This is a genomic window from Cellulomonas sp. Leaf334 (assembly GCF_001424195.1).
Classification (GTDB): domain Bacteria; phylum Actinomycetota; class Actinomycetes; order Actinomycetales; family Cellulomonadaceae; genus Cellulomonas.
This window is the reverse complement of the sequence record NZ_LMOO01000006.1, coordinates 80,139-93,356: the sequence shown is the minus strand read 5'-3', so window position 1 is coordinate 93,356 and position 13,218 is coordinate 80,139. Positions and strand designations below refer to the sequence as shown.

The following is a 13,218-nucleotide window of genomic DNA, read 5'->3' as shown; positions in this document are numbered from 1 at the left end:
CCGCTTCGGTCTCTCTCTGTCGGGATGGCGGGATTCGAACCCACGACCTTCCGCTCCCAAAGCGGACGCGCTACCAACCTGCGCCACATCCCGGCGCACCCCACCAGGCCCGGGGGCCGAGGGAGGTGCACGATGCGCCCTCGCACACCCGGTACCCTGGGTGCCGCGGTCCGGGCTGAGCATGCGGCAGCCGGACCTGTGCGGACGTAGCTCAATGGTAGAGCCCCAGTCTTCCAAACTGGCTACGCGGGTTCGATTCCCGTCGTCCGCTCCCCTTCCTCTGTGCAGGTCAGGGTGACACGCCCGGCTTCCCGCCTCGCGCCCGTTCGGCGATCTCGTATGCGGCCGTCACGGACTCCATGAGGCGCGGTGTTTCCAGGACGACGGAGTCGCGGCCCAGGACGTCGAGCGTGCCGGAACGTTCGAGGAGCTGGTGCAGGCTCGGTGGCACGCCGCACAGGACGAGCTGGACGTCGTGCTCGCGCAGGCGCAGGCAGGCCCGCTCGAACGCGCGGAGGAACGTCGCGGACGGGATGCCCGCCGAGCCGCGCAGGGAGAGCACGACTGCCGCGTCGTGGGTGCCGCGGGCGTCGGGCCACTCGTCCTCGAGCCGGTTGATCTCAGCGAAGAAGCCGCCGCCGACGTAGTGCAGGACGGTGGTGCGATCGGACGGGATCTGCTGCGGGGCGTCGTCGATGAGCCACCCGCCGTCGCCGTCGGGAGTGAGCTGCACGAGCCGGCCCCGTCGGGACTCGGCGAAGGCATAGAGCAGGATCGACAGCGCAGCGCCGATGAAGATGGCGTCCTGCAGCGGGAGCTGGGTCGTCGCGAGGAAGGTCACGACCATCGCGGTCGCGGACAGCGGTGACGTGCGCAGGACGAGGACGATGTCACCCGCCCGCCCCGCGATCAGCTCGCCGCCGATGACGAGCAGGAGGCCGCCGATGACCGCCATCGGGATCTGCCCGGCCACCGGTCCGACGGCCAGCACGAGCAGCGCCAGCCAGACCCCGGCGAAGATCCCCGACCAGCGGGTCTGCGCGCCGGCGCTCGTGCCGACACCCGTGCGGGACAGCGACCCACCGGTCGGCAGCGCGGAGAAGAACCCGCCCGCGATGTTCGCCAGGCCTTGCGCGGTGAAGTCCTTCGACGCGTCTGGCCGCGAGCCGTCCGGGTTCCTGACCGCGGCGCCGATCCCTGCGGCCTGTGCCAGCCCGACCAGCGCGATCGCGATCGCGCCGGCGGCGAGCGCGGGCACGGCGCTCAGGTCGGGCAGCGAGAACGGGGGCAGGGAACGCGGGATCGCGGCGATGTCCTGCACCAGCTCGACGTCCGGCCGCACCACGGCGCACCCGACGGACACGACGAGCAGCGCGATCAGCGTCGCGTAGGACGTCAGCCGCCTGACGAACCGGAACGCCGCCCACACCGCGACGGTCGCGAGAGCGACGACGACGGTCGCCGGGTCCCAACTGCCCACGTGCACGACCGCGTCCCACACCTTGCCGAGCGTGTTGTGCGGGGTAGGGACGTAGCCCGTGGCGTCCTTGATGACGCCCGCGACGATCTGCAGCGCGATGCCTGTCGTGAACCCGGTCATCACGGCGGTGGACACGAACGACATGACCGAGCCGAGCTTGAGCAGCCCCATCACGAGCATGACGACGCCCACCAGCACGGTGAGCGTCGCGAGTCCTCCGAGGTCACCGGGGTCGAGCCCGGCCGCGGCCAGCACGCTCTGCGACGACAACGCGATCGCGCTGGTCAGCGTCGTGACCATGAGAACCGTGCGTGCGAAGACCGAGCCCACGATCGTCGGGACGACCCCGGACCACAGCCCGAGCGGCGCCGCGAACCCTCCGATGCTCGCGTATGCCATGCCCTCGGGGATGGAGAACAGCCCGGTCACGAACCCCGAGCTGACGTCTCGCGGGGTCGGGCGGCCGAAGGCGAGCTTCTCCGCAGCAGCGGGCGTACCCACGGTGCCTTCTCGATCCACCGTCACGGGGTGACGATGGCGAAGTTCTTGTCGCCGGGATCGAGCACCGCGCCGAGACGGCCGAGCACCGCGGTATCGCCGCTCAGCTCGATGCCCGCCCGCGCCAGGCCGTCCGCCGTGAGGTCACCTCCGGCGAGAGCCGGGAGCCGGTGCCGGGTGGTCGTGAGCGTGACGTCCGCGGCGCCGGACTGGGCGGCGGAGCTGTAGGTCAGGACGCCGTTGCCCAGGCGCAGCCGGTACCGCTCATCGACGTCGGTCAGGACCACGTCGAGAGAGAGCTTCTCGTCCCACGCCTTCGGTCCGTCCACCTGGATCGCGATCGCGTCGAACAGCATCGACGGGGTCAGCGCCGCGATGACGTCGGGTGCGTTGGTCTCCGTCGGGGTGCCGAACTGACCGTCGCGCAGCTCGACCGCGCCGGAGAGGTAGAAGTCGCGCCAGGTGCCGTTCTCCGAGCCGTAGCCCAGCTGCTCGTACGTGTCGGCGAGCAGCTCGCGCGCGGCGGCGTGGTCCGGCTGCGCGAACACGACGTGGTTGACGAGCTCAGCCACCCAGCGGTAGTCGCCCGCCTCGAACGATGCGCGCGCCTTCTCGACGACGGCGTCCGAACCGCCGCCCAGCTCGACGTACCGCTTCGCCCGTTCCACCGGTGTGTGCTCCCACAGCGTGGCCGGGTTGCCGTTGAACCAGCCCAGGTACCGCTGGTAGATCGCCTTGACGTTGTGGCTGACCGAGCCGTAATAGCCACGTGTGCTCCAGGCGTTCTCCAGCGCCGGCGGCAGCACGAGCTCCTCCGCGATCTCCGGGCCGGTCAGCCCCTTGTTGAGCAGGCGGAGCGTCTGGTCGTGCAGGTAGCCGTACAGGTCGCGCTGCAGGGACAGGAACTCGACGACGCGCTCGTTGCCCCACGTGGGCCAGTGGTGCGAGGCGAACACGACCTCGATGTCGCCACCGAACAGGTCGATCGTCTCGGTCAGGTAGTGCGCCCATGCGTGCGGGTCGCGGACCACCGCACCACGCAACGTCAACAGGTTGTGCAAGGTGTGCGTCGCGTCCTCAGCGGCGCACAGGGCCTTGTGGTCCGGGAAGTAGAAGAGCATCTCCGACGGGGCCTCGGTGCCCGGAGCCATCTGGAACACGATCCGCACTCCGTCGATGACCTCCTCGTGACCTGTCGTCGTGATCAGGTCCGTGGGCTCGATGAGGGTGACGGTGCCGGTCGACGTCGTCTGCCCGAGGCCTGCCCCCACCCCACCCCGGGGATCGCGTGCCAGGGCGGCGCCGTACATGTAGCCGGCCCGGCGACCCATGGCGGTGCCGGCGTAGACGTTCTCGGAGACGGCGTGCTCGACGAAGCCTTCGGGTGCGTAGATGCGCACCCGGCCGGAGTCGACGTCCTCCTGCGAGGTCACGCCCTTGACGCCACCGAAGTGGTCGACGTGCGAGTGGGTGTAGATGACCGCGACGACGGGCCGGGTACCGCGGTGCTCGCGGTAGAGCTCCATCGCAGCCGCTGCGGTCTCCTTCGAGATCAGCGGGTCGATGACGATGACACCGGAGTCACCTTCGACGAACGTGATGTTGGACAGGTCTGCTCCGCGGACCTGGTAGATCCCCGGAACCACCTCGAACAGCCCATCCGTCGCGACGAGTGTGGACTGCCGCCACAGGCTGGGATTCACCGTCTCTGGCGCGTCGCCCTGCAGGAAGGCGTACGACGCGTTGTCCCACAGGACGGTGCCGTCCTGCGCCGTGACGACGTTCGGCTCTCGGCGTCCGACGAGGCCGCGCGTCGCGTCCTCGAAGTCCTGCCGGTCCGCGAACGGCAAGCTCTCGAGGAGTGCCTGGTGCGCCCGGACGATCGGCGCGGCGGCCGGCTTCGGGGTGGTTCCGCTGCTCTCTGTCATGCTTCCCCCACTGTGACGAGGTGGACGTCTCGCCCACCGTTGATGTGCTCACCTCGGTGTCGGTGCCCGCCCCGCCCGTCGGCCCAGCTCCGCGGCGACCGGCAGCAGGATCACCTCGATGAGGACCGCGCCGACCATCACCATGACCAGCACCTCCGGCTGGTCGATGAAGCTCGTCGTGGCGATCAGCAGCGCGGCGGAGAGGTTGCGCTGCGCAGCGCCGAGCCCCGAGACGACCCGCGTGTCACGGTCCGAACCTCCGATGAGGTACCCGACGACGAGCGTGACGACGACGAACAGCGCCGACGCGACGAACGCTCCCGTGCCGAACGCGTCGACCAGCTCCGGCAGACCGAGGCCGATCGCCAGCACGAGGCCGAGCGCGAGCGAGACGGTAGCGACGGTGTTGAGCGGCGCGGCGAGCGCCTTCGCCTCGTCGTACCGCGCCCGCACCGCCAGCGCGACGGCCAGCGGAAGGAGCATCAGGAACACCAGGGGCTTCGCGATGTCCCAGGCACCGACCTCCAGACCTGGCACCAGCCACCCCAGCACGAGCGGGACGTACGGGATGGTCACCACCATCAGCAGGATCATCAGTCCCACGGAGTAGGGGACGTCTCCCTTCGCCAGCTGAGCCAGCTTGGGAAGGAACGGAGCGCCGGCGGCCGTGCCGAGCAACAGGAGCCCGAGCGTCAGTGAGTCGTCGAGACCGAGCACCTCGGCGAGCCCCCACGCCACCGCGGGCGCCACCACGAAGTTCGCGACGAGCGCGAGCACCACGAGCCGGGCGTTCCTCAGCGGCTCGACGATCTGCCGCACCGTGAGCGACAGCCCCAGCGCCACCATCGACGCGAGCACGAAGGTCAGGATCGCGACCTTGGCCACATCGAGCAGCGCATCCGACACACGTCGACGCTACAGAAGCCTCGATCCGGCCGCAGGTCGGGAGATGCCGTGCCCGCCGACGGTCGTCGCGTTCGGGGGCAGCGTGATGTCGCCCGTCGCGCTGCAGCTGAGGGAGGTGAACGGGTGGGGCGTCGCGGTGGGGTCGACGGGGTCCTGGACGACGAGCTGGTCCACGGGGTCGTTCGAGGACTGCACGGCGTCGCCCGGCTCGTACGGGCCGGAGCTGGTCTCCGTGTCTTGCTGATCCCCCACGTCGCTGCCGCAGCCGGGAGTTCGGGAACGAGCACCAGCGGGAATGCCGGCACCTCTGCAGCGTGGCGTCAGATCAGCTTGGGGAACGTCAGCAGGAGCACCGTCGCGGCGACGAAGAGGACGATCCCCAGTCCGAGGAGGACGTACCGACCGCGGGGTGTGCGCATCCGCTCGGAGATCGCGGTGAAGAACAGGACGGACGCGAACGCCACCGTGAGAACCGTGTAGTTGTCTCCTCGCTGGTTGTCGGCGAGGGCCTGGGCGAACTTCGCGTCCGCGCGCCGGTCCGCGTCGGCGGACTGCGCAAGCTCCGGGATCGCGTACTCGGGCATGTCGAACGGCGACAGCGGCGCGTCCGCGTTCTTCAGGGGTTCCAGGGCGATCCACGCGTCGAACGCTGTGGCGAGCGGTTCGGGGAATCGCGTCTGCAGGAACTCGGCGACGGGCTCGTTCTGTGAACCGGTCGCCTCGACCCACTGAGCGAACAACGACGACTGGACGTCGAGCTTGCGGTTGGCGACACCTTCGAGGCGGCTCGCTTCGATCCTGGCCGTCGACGCCTGGCTGAACGAGATCGACATCGACCCGCCCCACTTGCTGGCCTGGAAGCCGACCCACGCGGTGAGGATCGTGGTGACCGACAGGAGCAGCACGACGACGACCTCCCGCCAGTCCACCCGCCGCTCGGCCTGGATCTCGACGCTGCTCACGTCGTGAGTATCGACCGCTCGCATCGCCATCGCGCGCCGAACCGGGCGACGGTCGCCCGCAGATGGTCAGGGGGTGATCCGAAGGCGTCCACGACGATCGGATTCGCTCCCGTCGAGAACTACCCCGAGACCCTGCCCGGACCTGCGCGCGCGGCCATGGGCATCGACGGCCCCGGCCGGGTCTTCGACACGGTCCTCGAGGGACGCGCCTCGTACAAGCTCGGGCTGACCGCGGGCATGACCGACGCGTACCCCCATCTGCGGCACCTCGTCTTCTCCACGACCCTGGCCACGAGCCCGGACCCCGCTGTCGAGATCGTCGCTGCCGACGCCCTGGAGCGGGTCCGCGCGCTCAAGGCCGAGCCCGGCCTGGACCTGTGGCTGGTCGGCGGCGGCACGATCGACGAGACCCTGCTGGAGTCTGGGCTGCGCGACCTGACCTACGACCGCGCCTGACGCCTACCACCCCGAGGAACACGACATCGGCGACACCTCTAGCAACATCGTCGTCCGACCCATCACCGGCCCCGACGAGCCGGCCGCGCGACGACCCAGCCGCGCGCCGCGTCGTCGAGTCGCGCATGTCCGTCCTCGAGGGACTCGGTGCGACGCCGCTCGTCGAACGTCTTCGCCTGGAGTCGCAGGCCGGGTCCCCGGTTCGGGTCCCGAGCGGGTCCCGTCCGCGGACGACGCGGCGTTCGCGCCGTAGTCGAGGAGATCGCCCGTCGGGTTGACGACCTCGCCCCCCGCATCGCCCACGCGTGACCCGTCGAAGGAGACGAAGCGACTGGCCAAGGTCGAGGGCACGTCACACGACGGCCGACCTGTCGTGCTGTTCCTCTGTGTCCACAACGCTGGCAGGTCCCAGATGGCGCTCGGCTTCCTGCAGCACCACGCAGGTGAGTCCGTCGTCGGCTGGTCGGGCGGCTCGCAGCCCGGCAACGTCGTCGAGGCCGGCGCCGTCCGCATCGTCCGTGACGACATCGAGCGCCGCGTCCTGCGTCTCGTCGACTCCCTCTGCGTAGCAGCCGCGTAGCGGTGATGACGAGCTCGTACGAAGGGTTCACATCCGCTCCCCTGGAGAGCGAGCACGAGTGGTCGCTGAGCCGGACCGGTTTCAGTCCCCGACGGTGTCCCTGCCCCGCTGCACGATCAGCGGGTCGACCTCGCCGATGACGTCCTCGTCCTTGCCCTCGTAGGAGAACTGGCCGAGGAAGTAGCGCATGGCGTTGAGCCGGGCTCGCTTCTTGTCGTTGCTGCGGACGCTGATCCACGGCGCGTGGTCGGTGTCGGTGCCTGCGAGCATCGCCTCCTTGGCGGCGGAGTACTGCTCCCAGCGGTCGAGGGACTCCAGGTCCATCGGTGACAGCTTCCAACGGCGCACCGGATCGATCTGACGGATCGCGAAGCGGGTGCGCTGCTCGCGGCGGGTGACCGAGAACCAGAACTTCGTCAGATGGGTGCCGTCGTTGACGATGAGCTTCTCGAAGTCCGGGACCTGGCCCATGAACGCGGCGTAGTCGTCGTCGGAGCAGAAACCCATCACGCGCTCGACACCCGCGCGGTTGTACCAGGACCGGTCGAACAGCACGATCTCCCCTTGCGTGGGGAAGTGCTGGACGTAGCGCTGGAAGTACCACTGGCCCTGCTCGGTGGTGGTCGGCTTCGTCAGCGCCACGACGCGTGCCGCACGCGGGTTCAGGTGCTCCATGAACCGCTTGATCGTGCCGCCCTTCCCTGCCGCATCCCTGCCCTCGAACACGATGATGTGGCGCTCTCCCATGTCCTCCGCCCAGTACTGCAGCTTGAGCAGCTCGATCTGCAGGCGGTACTTGGCGTCCTCGTACTCCTCGCGATCCATGAGCTCGTCGTACGGGTACTCCTCGCGCCACGTCTCGACCGCCTTGCCGCCCGGGTCGATGAGCACGGGATCGGCACCCTCGCCGCCGGAGACGCTGTAGCCCTCCGCAACCAGGCGGTCGATGTACTCGCGCAGGTTGTCCTCCGCCTCAGGTCGATACCCGTCGAGATCGAGCGTCGAGTCCATCGGATCCTCCTGGCAGGCCGGCGTCGTCTGCGACGCAGAGACGTTGTTCCATGATGACCACTGACGCGACGCGACGACTCTCGGCCAGGTCGCGACCGGCTACTTCTTGCGCGCGGCTGCCTCGCGTCGGCGACGGTGGGGGTCTCTCTTGACCCGGTCGGCGGTACGGCAGGACTTGCCCAGTGCGGCGTGGCACCGAGGGCACTCGACATCCAGGGGCGTGGTCATGCGCGGGACCATAGACCAGGAAGGTGAACGGACGTCCTGATCCACCTCGCGAGGTGGACGGTCACCCGAAGCGGCCGGGCACGTACGCGGCGGTGCGCTCGTCCTGCGGGGAACGGAACATCGGCCGCACCGATCGGCACGCTGCGCCGGACCGCCAGGGCGGTCCCGACTCATGTCGTCCGCATCGTCGCAGTCCCCGCTCCGACTCGCCCGGCAGCAGGTCAGGTCGCGGGTTGCCGCTTGACCGCGAGCACCGGGGCGTCGGCCTCGAGCAGCACCCGCTGCGCCGTGCTGCCCAGGATCAGCTTGCCGACGGGGCTGCGTCGTCGCAGGCCGATCACGATCAGCTCCGCGCCGCTGGTGCGCGCCCGGTCGAGGATCTCGTCGGCCGGGTCGATCGTCGGGTCGTGGGGGTAGACCACGTTGCGCACGTGAAGGCCGTCGAGTCTCGCGTGGAGCGCGTCCGCGTGCTGCTCCAGCGAGATCTCGAAGGCGTTGTCGGCACCGGTGTCCGGGCCGCTGATGACGAGCAGCTCGGCGTCCGAGGACCGCGACTGCCCGATGGCCGCGTCCAGGGCGGCGTCGCCCTCGGGCGTGTGCACGTAACCCACGACGATCTTCATGTTGGTTCCTCCTGTGAGATCAGAGCGGCGATCGCGGCGCGGGCGCCGTCGTGGGCGAGGCTTGCCCGGGCCGCGACGAAGGCGTCGCGCAGCACGGTGCTCGACCCGAGCTCGCCGAAGACCGGCGCGTACGACAGGAACGCGCCCGGCGACCGAGTCTCGGCCTCGACGTACTGCAGGAGCTCGGGAAGCCTCGTGTCCGTGATTCCCCCGTCCGCAGCACCCTCGAGGTAGCGGGACCACGCCGCCAGCACCAGGGCGCACCGCGTGATCTCGCGACCCGCCGCCAGCTGTGCACGCACGACGGGGAGCAGGAACTTGGGGATCCGGTCGGAGGCGTCGACCACCTGACGGGCCAGGGTGTCGCGGATGGCCTCGCTGCTGAACCGCGCGATCAGCTGGTCGCAGTACTCCGACAGGTCGATGCCGGGCACCGGCTGCAGGGTGGGGATCGCCTCGCGGTGCATGTAGTCGAGCAGGAACCCGACGAACAGCGGGTCGCGGCACACGTCGTGCACGTACGTCTCGCCGGCGAGGATCCCGAGGTAGCCCATGGCCTGGTGGGAGGCGTTGAGCAGACGCAGCTTCATCAGCTCGTACGGCGTCACGTCGTCGACGACCTGCACGCCCACCGTCTCGAAGGCAGGCCGTCCGGCGCTGAACCGGTCCTCCAGGACCCATTGCGTGAACGACTCGGAGCGGACCGGCCAGCGGTCGTCGATGCCGAGCGCGGCCACGGCGGCAACCACCTCGCCGGTCGTGGCGGGCGTGATCCGGTCCACCATCGAGCTCGGGAACGCCACGTGCTGGTCGATCCAGCCCGCGAGCTGGGCATCGCGGGCGCGGGCGAACGCCGTGATCGCGGTCCTGGCGACGTGCCCGTTGCCCTGGATGTTGTCGCAGGACATGACGGTGAACGGCGCGGTCCCGGCGGCCCGGCGGGCGTCCAGGGCGGCGACCACGAGGCCGAGGACGCTGGAGGGCGGCGACGCTCCCGCCAGGTCCGCGAGCGTCGCCGGGTCGCGGGGCTCGAACTCGCCGGTGGCGTCGTCGACGCCGTAGCCGCCCTCGGTGATCGTCAGCGAGACGATGCGCGTCGCGGGGTCGGCGAGGCGGTCGACGACCGCCTGCGGATCGGCTGGTGCGTGCAGGTGCGCGACGTGGGAACCGATCACTCGTGCGTCGGTGACGCCCGCCGGGTCCACGGTGAGCAGCGTGTACAGGCCGTCCTGCTCGTCGAGCACGTCGGCGATGGTCCGGTCGGACGGCAGCACGCCGACCCCGCAGATCCCCCACTGCGACTCCCCCGCGTGCAGCAGCCGGTCGACGTACATCGCCTGGTGCGCGCGGTGGAAGGCTCCGACGCCGAGGTGCACGATCCCGGCGGTGACCTGGCCCCGGTCGTAGCCGGGTACGGCCACGCGAGGGGCGAGGCCGTCGAGGGCCGTCGCGTCGAGGTGGGTCGTCATGGTGTGGCGTCCTCCGGAACGGGGTGGACGTGCGGCTCCCCCTGCACCAGGGGAAGCCGCACGCTGGTGCTCAGCAGCTGGACTTGTAGAGGTACTGAGCGCCCTCGCCGTCCACGTTCTCCGCGGTGATGATGTGGAAGCCGGTCTGGATCTTCGGGGTGACCTCACCACCGGTCAGGGCGGCCATGGCCTGGTCGACGCCGTCGACGCCGATCTGGTACGGGTCCTGGGCGATGAGCGCCTGGACGGTGCCGTCCTTGAGCTGGCCGACCTGGTCCGGGCCGGCGTCGAACCCGACGACGGTGACCTGGTCCTGCTTGTCGGCCTGGCGGACACCGGTCGCGGTGCCGGCGGCGGAGAAGGTGTTCGTCGCGAAGACGCCGATGATGTCCGGGTCCTTCGCGAGGGCGGCCGTGATCAGCTGGGCGGCGGTCGCGGTGTCGTTGTGGCTGTACTGGACGCCGAGGTACTCGAACGTCGAGTCTGCTGCCGCGGCCTCCTCGAAGCCCTTGACGCGGGCGTCGACGGTCGAGATGCCCGGGTCCGTCGACATGACGAGGATCTTGCCGCCGTCGGGGTTGGCCGTCTGGATGGCCTCGAACGCAGCCGCGCCACCACCCTCGTTGTCCGAGGAGATCTGCGAGGCCGCGAAGGACGGGTCCTCGACCGTGGTGTCGACGAGCACGACCTCGATGTCCTGGTCGGCGGCGGCCTTCAGCGGCGCCTGCATCGCCGAGACATCGGTGGGGGCGATCAGGATCGCGTCGGGCTGGCTGGCGACCACCGAGTCGACGATCGGCTTCTGGAGGGTCGGGTCGAACTTGGCCGGGCCCTGCGTGTTGACCTCCGCGCCCACCTCCTCGGCCTGGGCCTCGATGCCGCACTGCATGGTGACGTAGAACTCGTCGCCGGCGACGCCTTGGATGAACGTCAGCTTCTGGGCGCCGCCGCTCGCGCTGTCGTCGGAGCCTGAGTCGCCGTCCCCGCCGCTGCAGGCGGTGAGCGCGAGCGCGCTCGCGGCGATCAGCGGGACGAGCTTGGTGATGGTCTTCATGATCTGCTTCCTCCGGGGTGTCGAGTCGAGCGCGTCGTTGGCGCCGTCGAGCTGGGTGACGGGGTGGTCGTGCGAGTGCCGGCTCACGCTCACCGTCGGAACAGGTGGGCGAGGGACCGCTTGCCGGTCTTCGTGGCGCGGGAAGCCGCGGCCCGACGACGCTGGTCGATGTAGACCGCGACGATGAGGACGGCGCCGATCGCGACCTGCTGCCAGAAGGGCTGCACGCCGGTGATCACGAAGCCGTTCTGCAGGATGGCCGGGATGAACAGGCCGACGATCGTGCCGAAGATCGTGCCGACGCCACCGAAGAGGCTCGTGCCACCGATGACGACTGCGGCGATGACGGCCAGGCTCGTCGTGGACTGGCCGGCGATGGCCGTCGTCGAGTACTGCGCGAGCGACAGGATTCCTGCCATGCCCGCCATGAGCCCCGACAGCGCGTAGACGAAGATGAGGTGGCGGTCGACCTTGACGCCGACCCGTCGGGCCGACTCCTCGTTGGAGCCCACCGCGTACGTGTACAGACCGAACTTCGTCTTGTGGAGCACGACGCCGAGGATCAGCAGGAGCACCAGCGCGATCACGGAGATGGTCGGGATGGTCGTGCCGGGGATGTTGCCGTAGCCGATGTTGCTGGCGAGCACGGCGGGCACCTCGCGGATGTCGACGCCGCCGGTGATGACCTGGGCGAGCCCGAGGGCACCGCTGAGCGTGCCCAGGGTGACGATCAGCGGGGGGACCTTCGCCTTGGCGATGAGCAGCCCGTTGAAGATGCCCCACAGGACGCCGCAGACGATCGACACCAGGATCCCGACGATCGCGGTCCCCCAGCCGTCCCCGCCCATGCCCTGCATGACCTTGGCGGCGATGACGCCCGAGAACACCAGGACCGAGCCGATGGACAGGTCGATCCCGCTGGTGATGATCACGTAGGTCATGCCGATGCCGAGGACGGCGAGGATCGACACGTTCTGGATGACCAGTCGCATGTTCGACCAGGTCGGGAAGGTGTCCGGCGCGAGGGCCGAGAACACCACGAAGATCGCCAGCAGCACCAGGAGGATCTGGAACGACTGGACCTTGACGATGCGGCGGAAGAAGCCGCCGATGCCGCCCTCCGAGCCCGACGTCAGGAGCGAGGCGTCCGGGCTGACCGCGGCCTCGCTCCGAGGCTCACCGGTCGGCGACGCGTCGGCCGCGACACCGGCGGCGTCGGCCGTGGCGTTCTTGGCGGAGATGCTGTCGTTGCTCATGACTTCGCTCCTGCGTCCAGTGCGCCGGTCATCGCGCCGACGAGCTCTTCGACCGAGGTGTCCTTGGCTTGGAAGGTGGCCACGCGACGCCCCAGCCGGAGCACCTGGACCCGGTCCGAGACCTCGATCACGTGCGGCATCGAGTGGCTGATGAAGACGACCCCGACGCCCTTGTCGCGGACCTTGCGGATCGTCTCCAGCACGGCCTTGGTCTGGACGACGCCGAGTGCTGCGGTCGGCTCGTCGAGGAAGACGACGCCCTTGGCCCAGACCACGGCCCGCGCGATGGCGATCGCCTGGCGCTGGCCACCGGACATGCTGCCGACAGGGCTGCTGTAGCTGCGTACCGTGGCGCCGAGCTCGTCGAACGCCACCTTCGACCTGGCCCGCATGGTCTTGTTGTCCAGGAAGCCGAGCTTGCCGAGGAAGCCGGGCGCCGGGATCTCGCGGCCGAGGTACATGTTCTGCGGCGGCGTGAGGTGTGGCGCGAGCGCGAGGTCCTGGAAGACCGTCTCGATGCCCATGTGACTGGCCACGCTCGGGGAGCTGAGGTCGACCTCTGCCCCGTTGAAGAGGATGGTGCCGGAGTCCAGCGCGAGGTTTCCCGACAGCGCCTTGACCATGGTCGACTTGCCGGCGCCGTTGTCGCCGATCAGGGCGACGACCTCGCCTGCGTGCACGTCGAAGTCGGCTCCGTCGAGGGCGCGCACGGCGCCGAAGCTGCGGGTCAGACCCCGAGCTTCGAGAATGGGGGTGGTCGACGACAT

At 69.7% G+C, this 13,218-nt stretch carries 14 protein-coding genes and 2 tRNA genes; 3 read left to right on the top strand and 13 right to left on the bottom strand.

What is annotated here, in order from left to right:
• Positions 1-19: 19 nt before the first annotated feature.
• Positions 20-93, bottom strand: a tRNA-Pro gene (locus ASF78_RS15095).
• A gap of 107 nt (positions 94-200) precedes the next feature.
• On the opposite strand from ASF78_RS15095, the gene ASF78_RS15090 reads away from it, so the two are divergent.
• Positions 201-271: transfer RNA gene (locus tag ASF78_RS15090), tRNA-Gly, on the top strand.
• Positions 272-289: 18 nt separating this feature from the next.
• Here ASF78_RS15090 and ASF78_RS15085 read toward each other — a convergent pair.
• The 5 genes from ASF78_RS15085 to ASF78_RS15065 all read right to left on the bottom strand — a co-directional run bounded on the left by ASF78_RS15085 (position 290) and on the right by ASF78_RS15065 (position 5,774).
• Positions 290-1,981 carry a SulP family inorganic anion transporter gene (locus ASF78_RS15085; RefSeq protein ID WP_056591149.1) on the bottom strand — a complete coding sequence of 564 codons (1,692 nt, stop codon included), beginning with the start codon at positions 1,979-1,981 and terminating at the stop codon, positions 290-292.
• A gap of 20 nt (positions 1,982-2,001) precedes the next feature.
• Positions 2,002-3,906, bottom strand: coding sequence for an alkyl/aryl-sulfatase (locus tag ASF78_RS15080; protein WP_056591146.1), 1,905 nt, complete (start codon positions 3,904-3,906; stop codon positions 2,002-2,004).
• Positions 3,907-3,954: 48 nt separating this feature from the next.
• Positions 3,955-4,812 (bottom strand): bile acid:sodium symporter family protein, encoded by an 858-nt coding sequence (locus ASF78_RS15075; protein ID WP_200940630.1) that lies wholly within the window; start codon positions 4,810-4,812, stop codon positions 3,955-3,957.
• 9 nt (positions 4,813-4,821) lie between these two features.
• Positions 4,822-5,064 (bottom strand): hypothetical protein, encoded by a 243-nt coding sequence (locus ASF78_RS15070; RefSeq protein ID WP_056591144.1) that lies wholly within the window; start codon positions 5,062-5,064, stop codon positions 4,822-4,824.
• Between the two features lie 68 nt (positions 5,065-5,132).
• Positions 5,133-5,774 (bottom strand): hypothetical protein, encoded by a 642-nt coding sequence (locus ASF78_RS15065; protein ID WP_056591141.1) that lies wholly within the window; start codon positions 5,772-5,774, stop codon positions 5,133-5,135.
• Positions 5,775-5,930: 156 nt separating this feature from the next.
• Between ASF78_RS15065 and ASF78_RS15060 the strand changes: the two genes are divergently transcribed.
• Positions 5,931-6,230, top strand: coding sequence for a dihydrofolate reductase family protein (locus ASF78_RS15060; protein WP_200940629.1), 300 nt, complete (start codon positions 5,931-5,933; stop codon positions 6,228-6,230).
• A gap of 274 nt (positions 6,231-6,504) precedes the next feature.
• A complete protein-coding gene (locus ASF78_RS22815; RefSeq protein ID WP_056591140.1) occupies positions 6,505-6,810 on the top strand; it encodes a hypothetical protein in 306 nt (101 codons plus the stop codon).
• Positions 6,811-6,891: 81 nt separating this feature from the next.
• On the opposite strand, the gene ppk2 is transcribed toward ASF78_RS22815, so the two are convergent.
• The 7 genes from ppk2 to ASF78_RS15025 all read right to left on the bottom strand — a co-directional run bounded on the left by ppk2 (position 6,892) and on the right by ASF78_RS15025 (position 13,218).
• The gene (ppk2, locus tag ASF78_RS15050) at positions 6,892-7,821 is read right to left on the bottom strand and encodes a polyphosphate kinase 2 (RefSeq protein WP_056591139.1); all 930 of its coding nucleotides are present in this window, start codon (positions 7,819-7,821) and stop codon (positions 6,892-6,894) included.
• A gap of 99 nt (positions 7,822-7,920) precedes the next feature.
• On the bottom strand, positions 7,921-8,049 hold the full coding sequence (locus ASF78_RS23235; protein ID WP_255354824.1) for a hypothetical protein: 129 nt from the start codon (positions 8,047-8,049) through the stop codon (positions 7,921-7,923).
• 221 nt (positions 8,050-8,270) lie between these two features.
• On the bottom strand, positions 8,271-8,672 hold the full coding sequence (locus ASF78_RS15045) for a universal stress protein (RefSeq protein ID WP_056591138.1): 402 nt from the start codon (positions 8,670-8,672) through the stop codon (positions 8,271-8,273).
• Positions 8,669-10,141: a mannitol dehydrogenase family protein gene (locus tag ASF78_RS15040; RefSeq protein ID WP_056591134.1), complete on the bottom strand. Its 1,473-nt coding sequence runs from the start codon at positions 10,139-10,141 to the stop codon at positions 8,669-8,671. Before ASF78_RS15040 ends, ASF78_RS15045 begins: the two co-directional genes overlap by 4 nt.
• Before the next feature lie 70 nt (positions 10,142-10,211).
• A complete protein-coding gene (locus ASF78_RS15035) occupies positions 10,212-11,282 on the bottom strand; it encodes an ABC transporter substrate-binding protein (protein ID WP_200940628.1) in 1,071 nt (356 codons plus the stop codon).
• A gap of 2 nt (positions 11,283-11,284) precedes the next feature.
• Positions 11,285-12,451 (bottom strand): ABC transporter permease, encoded by a 1,167-nt coding sequence (locus ASF78_RS15030; RefSeq protein ID WP_056591133.1) that lies wholly within the window; start codon positions 12,449-12,451, stop codon positions 11,285-11,287.
• A complete protein-coding gene (locus ASF78_RS15025; protein ID WP_056591132.1) occupies positions 12,448-13,218 on the bottom strand; it encodes an ATP-binding cassette domain-containing protein in 771 nt (256 codons plus the stop codon). The genes ASF78_RS15030 and ASF78_RS15025 overlap by 4 nt, the downstream gene beginning before the upstream one ends.